Origin of the sequence: Shewanella sp. WXL01, from assembly GCF_012263345.1 — a bacterium.
GTDB classification, from domain to species: Bacteria; Pseudomonadota; Gammaproteobacteria; order Enterobacterales; family Shewanellaceae; genus Shewanella; species Shewanella maritima.
Window position 1 is genome coordinate 37,238 of the sequence record NZ_JAAIKQ010000013.1, and the last position, 16,726, is coordinate 53,963.

The following is a 16,726-nucleotide window of genomic DNA, read 5'->3' on the forward strand; positions in this document are numbered from 1 at the left end:
GTGTGTAGGAGCCATTATGTCAGATGATAATCAACTTTTTTTTGAAGCAATGGCCGATGTTAAACCATTAAAGAACACTGCTACTGCTGATAACGTGATTGAGCAGCAACAGTTCAAACAAACTGAAGCACAAATAGCCAAAAAGCTTGCAGCCGATGAAGACGAGTTGCTGACGTTAATGACAATTGATCCCGCGATGATCACACCTGTTAAAAGTGATGATGTAATTGAATATAAGATTGATGGCGTGCAAGCTGAAGTATTCAAACAGTTAAAGCAGGGCGCTTATGATTGTAAAACCATAGTTGAGCTGCAAGGGCTCAGCCTTAGCCATGCAAGGCAAGCTCTGCTCAATCAAATTTATCAGGCAGAATACCTTGGAGAGCGCAATTTATTGGTAATCCATGGTAAGGGTCGTAACAACAAACCGTTTCCTGCACTATTGAAATCAGCGGTAGCTCAATGGCTTAGCTGTTTACCTCAAGTTCAGGCTTATCATAGTGCTACGTCCCAACTTGGTGGCAGTGGAGCTTTGTTTGTAATGCTAACGAAATCTAAGCAAAAACGAATTGATAACAGTGAACTGAACCGCAAAGGGCACGGCTTTAGGTAATTTCCTACCGCTTCTATAACTCAGGCCCCTGGAAAAGTTAATCTAAGCAGGGGGCACTTCGGTCCCATTAGTTTGTGTTGAGTTTCTATGTTTAGTTTTAACGTATTAACTGGTCGTTATTTTAGCTGTTGATAAGTTAATTCGCTATAAACTCAAATTAAAATGTAACTTTGCTTGATACGATACATACGTATGTTTAAAAGAGACTCCGTGTTCTATGCACAGGTACAAATGACTACAAAACCTTAGCACTCGACAGCGGGACTTACTAACTTGCCTAGTGACATATCCTTACCTATCTCGATTCCTTAGTAAATTACCCTGATATCGCTGTATTGTTGTGTCATTTTTCAATTGACATCTGTTCGCTCAAACATTAATTTAAACGGGTGTTTTAAATATAACTTGGATTTTAGGATGGCAAGCCGGACAGATACAAAGACAAGGATTCTAGATGCTGCTGAAAGACTTTTCGCTGAGCGGGGGTTTTCAGAAACATCTTTGCGCCTCATTACAAGTAAAGCTGAAGTTAACTTAGCTTCAGTTAATTATCATTTTGGCTCTAAAAAAGAGCTGATACGCGCAGTGTTAGCCAGATACTTAGATGTATTTATGCCTAATGCAGCAAATGAAATTGCTAAGTTGCAAAAGCAACCTGAGCAAGCATCATTGGATGAGATTTTCTCGACGCTTATTGACCCACTGCTTGAGCTTAACAAAGTTAGGCATGGCGGCACGATTATCTTCTTGCAGCTACTAGGACGCGGCTATATTGAAAGCCAAGGCCATCTACGTTGGTTTATCACCACCCATTATGGTGCGCATTTAGCGTCATTTGTTGAAGCTGTTAAACAAAGTGCGCCACACATTCCACCTGTAGAGATGTTTTGGCGACTACACTTTACCCTTGGCACGATTGTATTCACTATGGCATCGGCCGATGCGTTAAACGACATAGCTGCTGCCGATTATGATGAACACAATGATACTGAAGCTATTTTGCGTAAAGTAATCCCGTACATGGCAGCTGGCGTTGCAGTGCCTGTACCGACTAAGTAAAGAAGGCCCAATATGAGTATTGTTATATTAATTATTATTGCAGTTGCCATACTCTTTGGTGTGCGTGATCTGCGGATTAAATTTATCACTCGTCCGGTGTTTAGCTTTTTTAAGAAAGTCCTACCACCACTTTCTAGTACTGAAAAAGAAGCGATGGAAGCGGGTGATGTATGGTGGGAAGGCGAGCTATTTCGCGGTAAGCCTGACTGGAACAAATTGCATGATTACGGTAAACCAGGGCTGACTCCTGAGGAGCAAGCCTTTCTTGATAATCAAGTACAAACCGCGCTGGCGATGATTGATGATTTTGACATTGTGCATAATCGCAAAGATCTACCGCCAGAGCTATGGGATTACTTTAAGAAAGAAGGCTTCTTTGCACTTATCATCCCTAAAAAGTACGGTGGCCGCGAATTCTCAGCTTATGCAAACTCGACCATTGTATCTAAGATAGCAACTCGTAGTATCAGCGCTGCAGTTACAGTCATGGTGCCTAATTCATTGGGTCCAGGTGAGCTATTAACGCACTATGGTACGCAAGAGCAAAAAGATCATTGGTTACCAAGTCTCGCTGTGGGTAAAGACATTCCATGTTTCGCGCTCACAGGTCCAGAAGCGGGCAGCGATGCAGGTGCAATTCCTGACGTTGGCGTGGTTTGCCGTCAAGAGTTTAATGGTGAAGAAACACTCGGTATTAGCCTGACCTGGAATAAGCGTTATATCACTCTAGCTCCAGTCGCTACAGTGCTGGGTTTAGCATTTCAAATGCGTGACCCAGACGGGTTACTTGGTGACAACAAGAATATAGGTATTACCTGTGCGTTAATCCCAACCGATCATGATGGCGTTGAAATCGGTCGTCGTCATAACCCATTAAATATGGCGTTTATGAACGGCACTACTTCAGGTAAAGATGTGTTTATTCCACTTGATTGGATCATTGGTGGTCCTCAATACGCTGGTCGTGGTTGGAGAATGCTGGTTGAATGTCTTTCTGCAGGTCGCGGTATTTCACTGCCGGCACTAGCAACTGCATCTGGTCATGTGAGCACTAAGACAACAACGGCTTACAGCTATGTACGTCAACAATTTGGAATGCCAATTGGTTACTTCGAAGGTGTGCAAGAAGCTATGGCGCGTATTATTGCAAATACCTACCAGCTTGAAGCAGCTCGTCGTTTAACAACACTTGGTATTGACTTGAAAGTGAAGCCATCGGTTGTAACCGCCATTGCTAAGTACCACATGACTGAACTTGGTCGTGATGTGATGGAAGATGCAATGGATATCCAATCAGGTAAGGGTATCCAGCTTGGACCTAAAAACTATCTCGGTCACGCGTTTATGGCTAACCCAATTTCCATTACGGTGGAAGGCGCGAATATCTTAACCCGCTCGTTAATGATTTTCGGTCAAGGGGCAACCCGTTGTCATCCGTACGTGCTTGCAGAAATGGAAGCGGCCGGTATGGAAGATAGCGCAGCAGGTTTAGATAGATTTGATAACCTGTTAATGGGTCACATTGGTTATGCTACTCGTAACGCATTGTCGTCATTTGGTAATGCGCTAACAGGTAGTGTGTTCTCGAGCACGCCAGTTAGCGGCGAAACTAAGGTCTACTATCGTCACATGAACCGTATCTCTGCGGCTTTGGCAACGATGACCGATATTTCAATGTTGATTATGGGCGGTGATCTCAAGCGTAAAGAGATGATCTCTGCTCGTATGGGCGATGTGTTAAGCCAGCTATATTTAGCGTCGGCGACATTAAAACATTATGAAGATAATGGTCGTCAACATGACGATTTGCCAATCGTCCACTTTGTCATGGCGCAGCGTTTGCACTTTGCTGCAAAAGCTTTAGAAGAGGCGGTACGTAACTTCCCGAACAAGTTCGTATCAATCTTACTTAAATTAATCGTATTCCCACTAGGTAACCACTTTACATTACCTGCTGACAAAGATGCGGTTAACTTATGTGTCAATATGATGAAGCCAAGTCCTGCTCGCGATCGCATTACGTTCTTATGTGGTGAATTTGAAGGTGATACTAGTGGTATCGCTGAAGTTGAAGCTGCCTTTATTGCCAAGTATCAAGCTAAAGAACTGTACAAAAAGCTGAAAGCTGCGCAGAAGGCGAAGAAACTGCCTGCTAAGTTGCCAATGCCAGATTTACTTAATAAAGCCTTAGCTGAAGGTGTGATCACTGAGCAAGAGCATCAGCAACTATTAGATGCAGACAAGCTACGCTTAGCGGCAATTAATGTTGATGATTTCGATAAGCTATAAGTTAACTGGTATTGTTTAGCCACTAGTCATTAACTACTAGCAATTGAATATTGGCTAAGAGCAACAAAAAACGCGGCAATTGCCGCGTTTTTTTATTTGGTTCGGTATGAACTTATCTACCGCATTCGTTTAATTAACAGTACTAGGTACTTGATAACCGCAAGGTAAGCGTTTGGCCTGGGTGGATGTATTTCTTGTTTTCTAAGCTATTCCACTTGATAAGGTTTTTTACCGATACCTTATACTTGCTAGCGATCCTGTCTAACGAATCACCTGACTTAACTTTGTACTCAACTGTGCGCATACCACTTGGTGAACCAGGATAGACTTGTAGTCGCTGACCGATTGATAGTGTGTGATCTGCAGATAAGTTATTCCACTGGGTTAACTGCGCCACTTTCACATCAAAACGTCTGGCGATTTTCCACAGTGAATCACCAGAGCGAACTTTATATGTTACTTTGCGTTTGGTTTCAGTTTGCTCAAGCGTGCGTTTGTCAGTAAGCGCAATATGATTCACATCAAGCGCATCGCCATTGGCTGCTACAGGGATTAATAGATGTTTGCCAGCGATAATATTGTTGTTGGTTAACCCATTGTTACTACGAATGATGCTAGGTGTAATATTAAACTGCCTTGCAATAACACTTAAGCTATCACCTGGTTGAATTTGATATCTCAGCCAGTTGATGCGACTTGCTGGATCAAGCTCGTTAAGTTGTTTACTGAACTGCTCTACCTTGTGGCTAGGTAGCATTAGCTGATGCGGACCTTGTGGCGGCGTTGCCCAGCTGCGAAGTCCTGAATTAAGTTGCTTAATTTCATTAACGCTAACGCCAGCCATGCTAGCCGCAAGGTTCAAATCTAACTGACTACCAATGTCAACGACTTTAATACTTGGCTCATTGATAATTGGATGTAACGCAAGGTTATGCTTGTCAGCATGTTTAATCACATCGGCAAGTGCCAGTAATTGTGGCACATAACGAGAGGTTTCACGCGGTAATCTTAACGACCAAAAATCAACTGGTTTGCCTTTAGACTTGTTACGCTTAATGGCATTGAATACACGACCTTCACCTGTGTTATATGCAGCGATTGCATACAACCAGTTGTTGCCCATTTTGGCGTAAAGGTATTCGAGTAAATCAAGCGCAGCATCGGTTGATGCAATCACGTCGCGGCGGCCGTCATACCACCAGTTAGTTTGAACCCCAAAGGTTTTTGCCGTAGGTGCGGTCAGTTGCCAAAGGCCAGAGGCGTGCATACCTGAGTACGCATGTGGATCAAATGCACTTTCGATAATTGGCAGTAGGGCGATCTCAAGTGGCAATCCACGGCGTTCAACTTCCTCAACAATGTAATACATGTAAGGTGCTGCGCGTTTCGACACAATCGCTAAGTGCTTTGGATTTTTAAGATACCAGTCGCGATATTGATTCACTAATTTTTCGTCTGGCACAGGCATAGATAAAGACTGGCCAATGCGCTGCCAAACATCTGTTATTTGCGCGATTTCTTGTTCGACTTCTTCTGCAGCAGTGGGGTGTTTTTCGCTCTGGGTTATCTTGGTTGTATCAGCTGGCGGGTTTTCAACTGGTGTTGGTGCGGTCAAGGTTTGACAGCCGCCCATAATAAACAGGCTGCTAACAACCAATGTCGATTTAAAATTCATTAACTGGTAAATCCGTGGTTTCAGGGTAATGCAATATTGGTAACTGCTGAGCACTACGATTTTTTAATTATCTATTGGCGCGGCATTGTAGATTAAATTAGCGCCAATGTCTTTGTGATCGCTTCTAAGGTTAAAACTCATCTTTTAGTTTGCGAATTGAGGTAAATGCCTGCAATGGATCATTAACTGTAAGTGAGTATTCTTTTTGTAGATGTTGCCAAATTGTCTCGCAATGTGCACGTAAAAAAGGGTTAATGCTTTTTTCTAGTCCAATATTGGTTGGAATGGTGGCGAGTTGATTGTCCCTTCGCGTGACAGCCTGCTTCGCATACGCCATTAAGTCATCATTGTTTGGCTCTATCGCTTTAGCAAACGCTAGGTTGGCCAAGGTGTATTCGTGGGCACAATATACCTTGGTGCTGTCATCAAGCTTTGCAAGTTCGCTGAGTGAATGATGCATTTGCGTTGCCGTGCCTTCAAATAGTCGCCCACAGCCGCCACTAAACAAGGTGTCTCCGCAAAACAAGTTGTCTTCAATGACATAACACAGGTGATCTAATGTATGCCCTGGTGTAGCAAGCACTTTGGCGGTAATACCTAGTGGTTCAATCGATAAGGTTTGGGCTCGCTCTAGCTTTGTAGTTGGCGTTAATTGATGATTGATGCCCGCAATTTGATTTTGCGGGCCGTATACCTGTAGCTTTTCTGCAAATGCTTGTTGTAACTCATTGATGCCACCTGTGTGATCGGCATGGTGATGGGTAATTAAAATTGCACCAAGGGTGATGTGCGGGTGTACTTCTAAGAAGTTTAATACCGAACTGGCGCAGCCAGGATCAACAACACAAGCGATATTCTTGTGTTCAATTAGCCAGATATAATTGTCATTGAAGGCATTAATTGCGTGTATATTTAGCATAGGGCTGATGGTTAATTGCTGATATGCTTAGGTTAACCTAAAGTGCTACCTATATCATTAATTTGCGGGGTTAGTTTTTGCAGACTTTGTTAAAACCTGACAGCTGGCACGCTTTGCCACATGGCGAACAAATTCAGCAACAAGTGGAGCAGCATTTGCAGCCTTGGTGGCCTAGAGTGTTTGGTTACCACTTGCTCAAGTTAGGACATTTAAGCAGCCAAGTTTCTTCTCTCCATTGCAGTGTATCGCGCCATTATAATGTCTTTGAGGCTGATCTCGCAGAGCTTGGAGCAGAGAAAAATGCCAAGCAACAAGTAACAAAAAAAGCTGAGCAAAAGTGTGAGTTAGACGATCAGCAAAGTGATATTCAAGCCAACATAGTTGCTGATATCCATCATTTACCCATTCAGAACAAATCGACTGACGCGATCTTAAGTGCGTTTAACTTAGAGTTTGAATCAGATCCATACCAGCTACTTAGGGAAATGGATAGGGTACTAGTAAGTGGCGGTTATTTGTTTATTGTCGGGTTCAACCCAATCAGCCCATTATTTGCCGGAAAGCTACTGCCTAAGTACCAAACGCAATTGCCTTGGTGTGGTCACCTGTTTATGCCATCGAGGATTAAAGATTGGCTAGGGCTGCTGGGTTTTCAAGTACAAAGTGATGAGCGCTTTATGTTTGACTCGCTGCTGACGACGAATTCTACATTAAAGTCTTTGCAAGATAAGCTGCAATCCTGGCTACCAAATACTGGCTCGGTTTACTTAATCGTAGCGCGTAAAATTGAAATGCCATTGACTCGGGTTAAGAGTAAACGTGAGCAGCGCGCAGGTAATTGGTCTCCCGCACCCAGTGCCGGGCGTTCAGCCAAATTGTCCTCACAAGTGATAACTAATACCAAGCAATAACAAGCTCCGAGCAGTAAAGGTTGCTTGTGTGCTGGCTCGTAATAAACGCATTTATCTGTTAACTGCTAGCGCTTAACTTTTTACACTTAGTTGTTTTGGGCGATGTAACCTTCATCAACAGTGGTAGGGTGACTTTCTGCGGCTGTTCTAGCTAACACATCACAGCGCTCATTCTCAATATGGCCAGAGTGACCTTTTACCCAACGCCAGTCGATCTCATGCTGCGCGATTGCGTTATCGAGCCGTTTCCACAAATCTACATTTTTGACTGGTGTCTTAGCTTTGGTTTGCCAGCCGTTACGTTTCCATCCGTTAATCCAGCCTGTGATCCCTTGGCGCATGTATTGACTGTCAGAGGTGAGGGTGATCTTACAAGGCTCAAATAGTGCTTCAAGGGCGATAATTGGGGCAAGTAGCTCCATACGATTGTTGGTAGTCAACTCAAATCCAGCTGATAGCTCTTTGGTATGTTGTTTGTATTTCATCACGACGCCATAGCCACCAGGGCCTGGATTACCTAAACATGAACCATCAGTAAATATTGAGATCTGTTTTAGTTGTCGCATCAAATTGCTACCATAGTCTTAATTTTTAATTGGCGCGATTATACTGTGCCCATAAAGCCTTGTTAACTGAGAACTATCATTAATGAATATTGTTTCTAGTGCCCCACGGCAAATTATTCTCGATACTGAAACAACGGGTATGAACCAAGCTGGTGGCCCGGTTTATATCGGTCACAGAATTATTGAAATCGGTTGTGTTGAAGTTATCAACCGTAAATTAACTGGACGAACTTATCACCAGTATATTAATCCGGGTATGTTGATTGATGAAGAGGCGATTGAAGTACACGGTATCACTAATGAGCGCGTCGCCTCAGAGCCAAGGTTTCATGAAATAGCGAAAGACTTTATCGATTTTATTGATGGCGCCGAAATCGTGGCACATAACGCACCGTTCGATATTAGCTTTATGGATCATGAATTTAGTATGCTGCAGCCAACTGGGCCTGTCACCGCTAATATGTGTCAAATTCTTGATAGCCTTGAAGTTGCCAAGCATCTGCATCCAGGACAAAAGAATAACCTTGACGCCTTATGTAAGCGTTACGGCATAGACAATAGTCGTCGTACTTACCATGGCGCGTTACTCGATGCCGAGATCTTAGCTGATGTTTACCTGATCATGACAGGTGGGCAAATCAAGTTCAATTTGTCTGCCGATGAAGCCAACCAAGAAGATGGTGGCGTGGCAAAAATTGATACTAGCAGATTAAATCTTAAAGTGATCTCCGCATCTGCCGATGAATTAGTATCACACGAACAAAGACTTGATTTAGTTGCAAAGTCTGGCAAATGTCTCTGGCGAGGATAAGCATTTCTCTATGGCATCGATTGCGAAGCATTCATTTCAACTTCTAATAAAGACGGTTGCGACAGCGCTGCTGAGTTTAACTTTAGTTAGCTTAGGCGCAGTTGCACAAATGCAAAGTAAAATCGTTAATGCTTCAACAGCTCAGGAATTAAAAAACCGCTTTAGAATCGATAGCATGGTAAGCAAGATGACGCTATTGATCCAACGTCAATATGGTAGTGCGCCCGTTGTTATTGTGTTGCCAGACGGCAGTAAATGGTATTCATCTCGTCACCCAGAAAACGTTAAGTGGGTGGATGGTGTTGCTGGGGATATGATTTACATCGAAAATCCCATGCCAGGTCCCTGGCAATTACTTGGCGCAATCGTTCAAGGCTCAGAAATAAAGAAGGTGAGCGACCTGCAAATTGAGGTCGACCCGTTTCCACAGCCTCTATTTCGCGGTGAGCGTATCAAAGTTCATGCTTATCTCAATGGCGATGAAGAGCTTATTACCATTCCAGGCATGGATTATATGTTGGAGTGGACAGCAAGATTTATTAGTGACAGTGACAGTAGCGACAAGAACTTTGCTACAGGTATCGTTATTGCTGGGAAATACCAAGACAATGGCGAAAAGCTCGATGAAGCCGCTGACGATGGTGAGTTCACAGGTGATGTCAATCTTGACCAACCTACGGGTGACTACACGCTGCAAGTCACCGCTAGAAATAATATTTTCGAGCGCCAGTTTAGCAGCCCTTTCACATTATCAGAAAGGCCTATTACTGCCAAAGTTATTCCAGATGAAGATCCGCAATCGGGCTCGTGGACTTTAGAACTTGCTATAACTGATGCGGTTAAGCTAGAAGAAACCCATTTCCACTTCGATATGATAGGCCCAGCCGGACTTAACATTCCAATTACTTTGCTGGATATGAACGACAAGCGTACGTTACTAGCATTGCCAAAAGTGACTGAGTACGGCAGTTATCGTATTAAAGGTAATGCTGTATCAACTACCATGGGTGGACGAGAGATCTTTGTCGATCTTCCAGAAATGTTTTTTAACTATCTTGAGCCACCAGCACCGCCACCATCGGCTGAGGAATTAGCTGCAATCGCAGCGGCTGAGGAAGCAAAGGCCGAGCAAGAGGCCAAAGATAAAGCAGTATTTTGGATTATTTCAATAAATGTAAGCGTTCTATTGTTGGGAGTGCTTGCTTTGATTATCTGGCGTAAGAAGCAAAGCTTGAATAAGGCGCTTGCAGCGGCAGAGCAGGAGTTAGCGGAAGAGGAGCTGCAAGCCGGGAATACTCAAGGTATGGATGATATTGATCTATCTATACCTGATGACAAATAGACGTGGTGGGTCGTTTTGCTAAGGCGATTTAACTTAAACCTCTAATTATTTAACGTGACTTGTTGTTTTTACGGAATAATTATCTATTGTCGGTTCGCTCAATTTATGGGCAAAAGCTTATGTGTACAGGCACAAAATAGCTGCAAATTGACCAAAGTGAGTAAAATTTAGCTAAACAGTCATAAAGCAATAAAAAAAGTGTTGACGCTAATCCGAGAGGTCTTTATTATTCATCGCACTTGAGTGGAGCGGTAGTTCAGTTGGTTAGAATACCGGCCTGTCACGCCGGGGGTCGCGGGTTCGAGTCCCGTCCGCTCCGCCAAATAAGACAAAAGCCTCATCGAAAGATGAGGCTTTTGTCGTTTCTGCGCTCTGCAAATATCAATTTCTTGAAACAAACTATACCAATTGGGATAATTAAGTGGTCAGATATTGCGCAGGTAAAACCGCTTAGAACAAGGCGGAAATTGCCGCTAGCCAGTAATTCTACCTACAAAATTTCTAACGAAGTTATAAGAGGTTTTAACCAGTAAGAATGAACAAATACTTATGCTAATTGGTATTAGACCAAGATAAATTCTATTGCATGCTACATAAGCTTGTGATTATACTGCAAGCATCTTGTCGGAGTGCCATTATTGGCTGAGACCGTTAATTCGGGATCCGTTGAACCTGATCAGGCTAACACCTGCGAAGGAAACAAGCGTCATTACGATACATAGGCATCAATAAACCATAAGTGAAATTCACCCGCTTAGCTTTGGTCTATCTATTGTTCCTTACATTGCACTAGCAATGCGCTGGCAACTTCTCCAGACAAGCAACTTAATTAATAATTACTCGAGGTTGCTAATGTCAGATCGTCGTCAAACACGAAACCAAGCCCAAGAATTTATCAACAACTTAAAGCCGCTTTTGCATCCAAATTCAGATAAAGTTTATCTAGATGGGCCCAATTGCATTAAAGTCGGTATGCGTAAAATCAACCAAACCGATACCATCATTGGTGGCACCAAAGACGCGCCAATTACCGAAAAGAATCCTGCTATTCACGTTTATGACTGTGCCGGCGTTTACTCCGATCCGAATGCTGAGATTGATGTGCGTAAAGGTGTGCCAAAAATCCGCTCGCATTGGATTGAAGCGCGTCAGGATACCGAAGCGCTGGCTGATGTTTCATCAAACTTCACTCAGCAACGCTTGGCTGATGATGGTTTAGATCACTTGCGCTTTGAAGAGCTACCTAAACCTATTCGCGCTAAGCAGGGTAAAAATGTCACCCAAATGCACTATGCAAAGCAGGGGATCATCACCCCTGAAATGGAATACATTGCCATCCGTGAGAACATGGCACGCGCTGAGCTTAAACAAGATGAGCAGTTAAACCGTAAAGCGCCAGGTGAGAGTTTTGGTGCGTTAGTTGGCGAGCCTATTACTGCAGAATTTGTCCGCTCTGAGGTTGCCCGCGGCCGCGCGATCATTCCAGTTAATATTAATCACCCTGAAGCTGAGCCGATGATTATTGGTCGCAACTTCCTGGTAAAGGTTAACGCTAATATTGGTAATTCAGCGGTGACTAGCTCAATTGAAGAAGAAGTTGAGAAGTTGGTGTGGTCGACCCGTTGGGGCGCTGACACTGTGATGGACCTTTCAACTGGTCGCTATATCCATGAAACCCGCGAGTGGATCATTCGTAACTCACCTGTACCGATTGGCACTGTGCCAATTTACCAAGCGCTTGAGAAAGTAAACGGGGTTGCTGAAGATCTAAGTTGGGAAGTGTTTAAAGATACCTTGATTGAACAAGCCGAGCAGGGTGTGGATTACTTCACTATTCACGCAGGAGTTCTCCTGCGTTATGTGCCGATGACCGCCAAACGTGTCACAGGTATTGTTTCTCGTGGCGGCTCTATCATGGCTAAGTGGTGTTTGAGCCATCACAAAGAAAACTTCCTTTATGAACACTTTGATGAGATCTGTGAAATCTGCGCAGCTTACGACGTGTCTCTATCACTTGGTGACGGTATGCGCCCTGGCTCAATTGCCGACGCAAACGATGAAGCGCAATTTGCCGAACTAGAAACATTGGGTGAGCTTGTTAAGAAAGCCTGGAAACATGATGTACAAACCATCATTGAAGGTCCAGGTCATATACCAATGCAGCTTTTAAAAGAAAACGTTGAAAAGCAACTTGAGCATTGTGACGAAGCCCCATTCTACACGCTAGGCGCGCAAACAACGGATATTGCGCCAGGTTACGACCACTTTACATCTGGGATCGGCGCAGCCATGATGGCTTGGTATGGTGTTGCTATGCTTTGTTATGTTACCCCTAAAGAGCACCTTGGTTTACCTAACAAAGAAGATGTAAAGCAAGGACTGATTGCATATAAAATCGCAGCTCACGCAGCTGATGTGGCAAAAGGTCATCCAGCAGCGCAAATGCGTGATAATGCATTATCGAAAGCCCGTTTTGAATTTAGATGGGAAGATCAATACAACTTAGGTTTAGACCCAGATACTGCCCGTGCGTATCACGATGAGTCCTTGCCTCAAGAGTCTGCAAAAGTTGCGCATTTCTGCTCTATGTGTGGCCCAAAGTTTTGCTCAATGAAAATCACCCAAGATGTACGCGAATATGCTGCAAGCTTAGAGCAGGTGATTGAGGTTAAAGATGCAACGCCGCAACTTGAGCCACAAGCGCTGTCAGATACTGAAATTGCATCAGCTATGGCGAAAAAGTCTCAAGAGTTCAACCAGTCGGGAGCCGCTTTATACCATGAGAAGGCCCTAGCTGAGGAGCAAGAGGCTTAATGGCTAACGCATCACAAAATAAGTCACTGATAAACAGTAGCACTAGCAAGCCGATTGTCTGGACTATTGCCGGTTCAGACAGTGGCGGAGGCGCTGGCATTCAAGCAGATCTGGCGACGATTGTCGACTTAGATTGTCACCCATGTACCCTAATTACCGCAATTACTGCTCAAAACACTGTAGCTGTTACTCGGGTTGCAAGTGTCAGCGAGCAGGATTTTACTGCGCAACTTGATGCGCTACTTGCCGATCTAGCGCCCAGCGTAATTAAAATCGGTTTATTAACCGAGCAGTCTCAGGTTAGCGCCATCGCGAATATGCTAGCGAAGGTGAATAGCAAAGAGTCAAAGACTAAAACTGTCCCTGTTATTCTTGACCCGGTAATGGTTGCCAGTTGCGGCGATGCTTTAGCTTCAAGTCTTGATTTCAGTCCTTTAAAAGGGCTGATCACCTTGATTACACCTAACCAGCACGAGCTTGCGCGTTTGGTTGATGATAATTATCGACCTTTGCTACAGCTTAATCACTCAAAGCTGTCGCAAACAGAGCAAGACGCATTAACGCTTAGTCGTTTGCTTGATTGTCATGTGTTGGTGACCGGTGGTGACGCGCTAACTGGTGAGCAAATTGGCTCTGAAACTACAAACAGCACATCCAAAGCACAAGATGTGTATGTGACGCGTTTTGTGGCTGGTGCGAGCGTTGATCATAACGACAAAACGTTTGTACTTAGCTCGCCAATGCTCGATGGCAGCAATAATCATGGCACAGGTTGCACCTTATCAAGTGCAGTCGCCTGTTTTCTTGCCCACGGCTTGGTTCTTCATGACGCCGTAGTGTTGGCAAAAGCCTACGTTAACAAGGGGCTTGCGAATGGTTACGCAAAAGGGGCTGGTAAAGGTTGCCTAGCGCGCACTGGTTGGCCAAATGATTTAACCTTGATGCCTAGTGTTGATTTGTTAAATCAATCGATGCCAACGGTTGAATTTGCTGAATTACCTCAAGTCATGGATGTGTATCCGGTGGTTGATGATATCAAGCTACTTGAGAGTCTCTGCCGAGCGGGTTGCAATACAGTGCAGCTACGCCTTAAATCACAAGCTTTGCCTAATACTGATGCATATGACGTCGAGCAGCAATCCTTCGAGAAACAGATAATACGTGCCGTTCGCATAGGGCGGGAGACTAATAGTCAGGTATTTATAAATGATCACTGGCAGCTAGCGCTAAAACATGGTGCATTTGGCGTGCATTTAGGCCAAGAAGATGTTGCGACAGCTGACCTAGAAGCTTTAGCTAATGCTGGCGTAGCACTGGGATTATCAAGTCATAGTTACTTTGAAATTCAACTTGCTCACCAATTGCATCCAAGCTATATCGCAACTGGGCATATTTTTGCGACTCAAACCAAAAAGATGCCTTCAGCTCCTCAAGGTTTGATTCAGCTTGCGCGCTACAGTGAATTACTTAACCCGCATTACCAAACACTAGCGATTGGCGGGATAAACCAAGCCAATCTAGACGAGGTTAGCGCCACTCAGGTAGCGAGTATTGCGGTGGTGAGTGCTATTACTAAAGCTGCTGATCCTATCGAGGCTTTTAAGCGCCTACGTGATGATTGGTTAGCGGGTAAAACCGTTATAGGTGCAAAGCGATTGGCTAAGGATTTGTCGGATGCCAGCTAGTACAAACGACGCTAATTCTTCAGGTGCTATTACACCAACCACGGACTCTTCAGCGACTATCGCATCGACAGATAGGACCAAGTTAACCGATAAACAGTTTATTGAGTTTTCACGGCAGATATTTGTCGAAGATTTTGGCGAGCTAGGTCAGGAGAACCTGCTTAACGCCAAAGTGTTGATTATTGGCGCTGGTGGACTAGGGGCACAAGTAGCACACCAACTCGTTGCAGCGGGTGTTGGTGCCGGCGTATATGGCAATCTTGATGCGAAGACGAGAATAAACGCGGGTCACATAAAGCTTGTTGATGGCGATCTTGTTGAAGCATCGAATATTCCCCGCCAATTGCTGTTTTCAATGACTGATGTTGGCCAAAACAAGGCGCAAACAGCAGCTAATAGACTCAACAGCCAGTATCAAAATGCCAATGTAAGCGCAGTGAGCTGTGATCTAGCAGCAGATAATCTTGAGCAAATTTTTAGCGATGACTGCGAGCTAGATGGTTATGACTTGGTGATTGATTGTACTGACAACCTCAAAGCCAGACACTTGATAAATGAGCTTTGCGTAACCCATAAGCTTACACTGTTAAGCGGCGCAGTAGCTGGCAATGACGGTCAGGTGTTTTGTTTAGACTTTGGCTGCAAAGCAAGTCAAACGACTAATGGCATTCAAAAGGCGAGAGAGCATGACTTTGGCTGCTACCAATGTTTAGTACCGAAAGGCAGCACAACAAGTCAAAGCTGCAGCGTGATTGGAGTACTGGGCCCTACGGTTAGTCATATCGCTTCAACTCAAGCCATGTTTGCCATAAGTCACCTTACTGGCACCTTTAACCATTATGGTCAGCTATTTCGCTTTCAAGCGAACCCAGTTCGCTGGCTACAAATGACATTAACCCGAGACAGTGAATGTAGCGTTTGCTGCTCAAAAGGATAACTTATGATTTCAGTTACCCTCAATGGCGAGTCTCGCCAATATTCAACAAGTTTATCGATAGCTGAGTTTGTCAGCGAAAACTCGCTTAAACCCAACAGCATCGCCATCGTGGTTAATCAACATCTGGTGCCAAGGTCTGAGTGGACAAACCGCCAATGCCAAGATGGTGATCAAATTGAAGTATTTTCAGTAGTAGCAGGGGGTTAGCATGTTAACGATTGGCGATAAGACATTCGAATCACGATTATTTACCGGAACAGGCAAGTTTGCTAATCAACAACTCATGCTAGATGCTATTACTGCATCTGGTTCACAACTGGCGACGCTTGCGATGAAAAGAGTTGATTTAAAAACAGGTGGAGATGAATTACTCACACCACTTGTGGACTCAGGAGTCAACTTGCTGCCAAATACCTCTGGCGCGCGAAATGCCAAGGAGGCAGTGTTTGCAGCGCGATTGTCAAAAGAAATGCTCGGTACCAACTGGGTCAAGTTAGAGATACATCCAGACCCAAAATATTTGATGCCAGATCCTGTAGAAACTTTCCTTGCAGCTAAGCAACTGTGCGAAGAAGGCTTTATTGTTCTGCCTTATGTTCATGCAGATCCTGTCTTGTGTCATCGTCTTGAAGAAGTTGGCTGCTCAGCGGTTATGCCGTTAGCGAGTCCGATTGGGACTAACCAAGGCTTAGATACCGAAACCTTCTTAAAGATTATCATTGAACAAGCTCAAGTACCGGTTGTTGTTGATGCTGGAATTGGCGCTCCATCAGATGCATGTAAAGCCATGGAGCTTGGCGCTGATGCGGTATTAGTTAACACGGCTATTGCGACAGCAAGCGATCCAGTAGCTATGGCTAAGTGCTTTGCTGATGCTGTGGTAACAGGAAGGCAGGCGTTTGAAGCCGGCGTTGCGCAAACATCTGTAGCGGCAAATCATACTAGTCCGCTTACGCAGTTTCTGTTTGATAAATAACCAGAACTCTGGATTAGGAAGTGCCAATCACTCTCTAGGCCTGAGTTATACCTTCCATTATGTTTCTAGCGAGATAGTTTTTGTGTAGTTCAAGGCGAAGCTGCGCGTCAATAGCTAGCCTATTGCAAG

The 16,726-nt window shown here is 44.2% G+C and carries 14 protein-coding genes, 1 tRNA gene and 1 riboswitch; of the genes, 12 read left to right on the forward strand and 3 right to left on the reverse strand.

Going from position 1 to position 16,726, the window contains the following annotated elements; genetic code table 11:
• Positions 1-16 precede the first annotated feature (16 nt).
• The 3 genes from smrA to G3R49_RS18750 all read left to right on the forward strand — a co-directional run bounded on the left by smrA (position 17) and on the right by G3R49_RS18750 (position 3,961).
• On the forward strand, positions 17-613 hold the full coding sequence (smrA, locus tag G3R49_RS18740) for a DNA endonuclease SmrA (RefSeq protein ID WP_165399059.1): 597 nt from the start codon (positions 17-19) through the stop codon (positions 611-613).
• A gap of 417 nt (positions 614-1,030) precedes the next feature.
• Positions 1,031-1,672 carry a TetR/AcrR family transcriptional regulator gene (locus tag G3R49_RS18745; protein ID WP_130603079.1) on the forward strand — a complete coding sequence of 214 codons (642 nt, stop codon included), beginning with the start codon at positions 1,031-1,033 and terminating at the stop codon, positions 1,670-1,672.
• Between the two features lie 12 nt (positions 1,673-1,684).
• Positions 1,685-3,961 (forward strand): acyl-CoA dehydrogenase, encoded by a 2,277-nt coding sequence (locus G3R49_RS18750; RefSeq protein ID WP_167870679.1) that lies wholly within the window; start codon positions 1,685-1,687, stop codon positions 3,959-3,961.
• A gap of 142 nt (positions 3,962-4,103) precedes the next feature.
• Here G3R49_RS18750 and G3R49_RS18755 read toward each other — a convergent pair whose 3' ends face one another.
• Positions 4,104-5,636 carry a LysM peptidoglycan-binding domain-containing protein gene (locus tag G3R49_RS18755; RefSeq protein ID WP_167870680.1) on the reverse strand — a complete coding sequence of 511 codons (1,533 nt, stop codon included), beginning with the start codon at positions 5,634-5,636 and terminating at the stop codon, positions 4,104-4,106.
• 130 nt (positions 5,637-5,766) lie between these two features.
• Positions 5,767-6,555 carry a hydroxyacylglutathione hydrolase gene (gloB, locus tag G3R49_RS18760; protein WP_167870681.1) on the reverse strand — a complete coding sequence of 263 codons (789 nt, stop codon included), beginning with the start codon at positions 6,553-6,555 and terminating at the stop codon, positions 5,767-5,769.
• 77 nt (positions 6,556-6,632) lie between these two features.
• Here gloB and G3R49_RS18765 point away from each other — a divergent pair, with 77 nt between their 5' ends.
• On the forward strand, positions 6,633-7,466 hold the full coding sequence (locus G3R49_RS18765; RefSeq protein ID WP_245335412.1) for a class I SAM-dependent methyltransferase: 834 nt from the start codon (positions 6,633-6,635) through the stop codon (positions 7,464-7,466).
• 86 nt (positions 7,467-7,552) lie between these two features.
• On the opposite strand, the gene rnhA is transcribed toward G3R49_RS18765, so the two are convergent.
• The gene (rnhA, locus tag G3R49_RS18770; protein WP_167870682.1) at positions 7,553-8,032 is read right to left on the reverse strand and encodes a ribonuclease HI; all 480 of its coding nucleotides are present in this window, start codon (positions 8,030-8,032) and stop codon (positions 7,553-7,555) included.
• Between the two features lie 82 nt (positions 8,033-8,114).
• On the opposite strand from rnhA, the gene dnaQ reads away from it, so the two are divergent.
• The 8 genes from dnaQ (at position 8,115) to G3R49_RS18810 (ending at position 16,597) form a co-directional block, all read left to right on the forward strand.
• A complete protein-coding gene (dnaQ, locus tag G3R49_RS18775; protein WP_167870683.1) occupies positions 8,115-8,843 on the forward strand; it encodes a DNA polymerase III subunit epsilon in 729 nt (242 codons plus the stop codon).
• Between the two features lie 10 nt (positions 8,844-8,853).
• The gene (locus G3R49_RS18780; RefSeq protein WP_167870684.1) at positions 8,854-10,185 is read left to right on the forward strand and encodes a TIGR03503 family protein; all 1,332 of its coding nucleotides are present in this window, start codon (positions 8,854-8,856) and stop codon (positions 10,183-10,185) included.
• Positions 10,186-10,430: 245 nt separating this feature from the next.
• A tRNA-Asp gene (locus tag G3R49_RS18785) sits at positions 10,431-10,507 on the forward strand.
• A 293-nt stretch (positions 10,508-10,800) separates the two neighbouring features.
• Positions 10,801-10,901: riboswitch (TPP riboswitch) on the forward strand.
• Between the two features lie 136 nt (positions 10,902-11,037).
• Entirely contained in the window at positions 11,038-12,999 is a 1,962-nt protein-coding gene (gene thiC, locus G3R49_RS18790; RefSeq protein WP_167870685.1) for a phosphomethylpyrimidine synthase ThiC, read from the forward strand.
• A complete protein-coding gene (locus G3R49_RS18795) occupies positions 12,999-14,684 on the forward strand; it encodes a bifunctional hydroxymethylpyrimidine kinase/phosphomethylpyrimidine kinase (RefSeq protein WP_167870686.1) in 1,686 nt (561 codons plus the stop codon). Before thiC ends, G3R49_RS18795 begins: the two co-directional genes overlap by 1 nt.
• Positions 14,674-15,621: a HesA/MoeB/ThiF family protein gene (locus G3R49_RS18800; protein WP_167870687.1), complete on the forward strand. Its 948-nt coding sequence runs from the start codon at positions 14,674-14,676 to the stop codon at positions 15,619-15,621. Before G3R49_RS18795 ends, G3R49_RS18800 begins: the two co-directional genes overlap by 11 nt.
• Before the next feature lie 3 nt (positions 15,622-15,624).
• Positions 15,625-15,828, forward strand: coding sequence for a sulfur carrier protein ThiS (gene thiS / locus G3R49_RS18805; protein WP_130603095.1), 204 nt, complete (start codon positions 15,625-15,627; stop codon positions 15,826-15,828).
• Between the two features lies 1 nt (position 15,829).
• Complete coding sequence (locus tag G3R49_RS18810; protein WP_167870688.1) at positions 15,830-16,597, forward strand: thiazole synthase; 768 nt, start codon at positions 15,830-15,832, stop codon at positions 16,595-16,597.
• Positions 16,598-16,726: the final 129 nt, after the last annotated feature.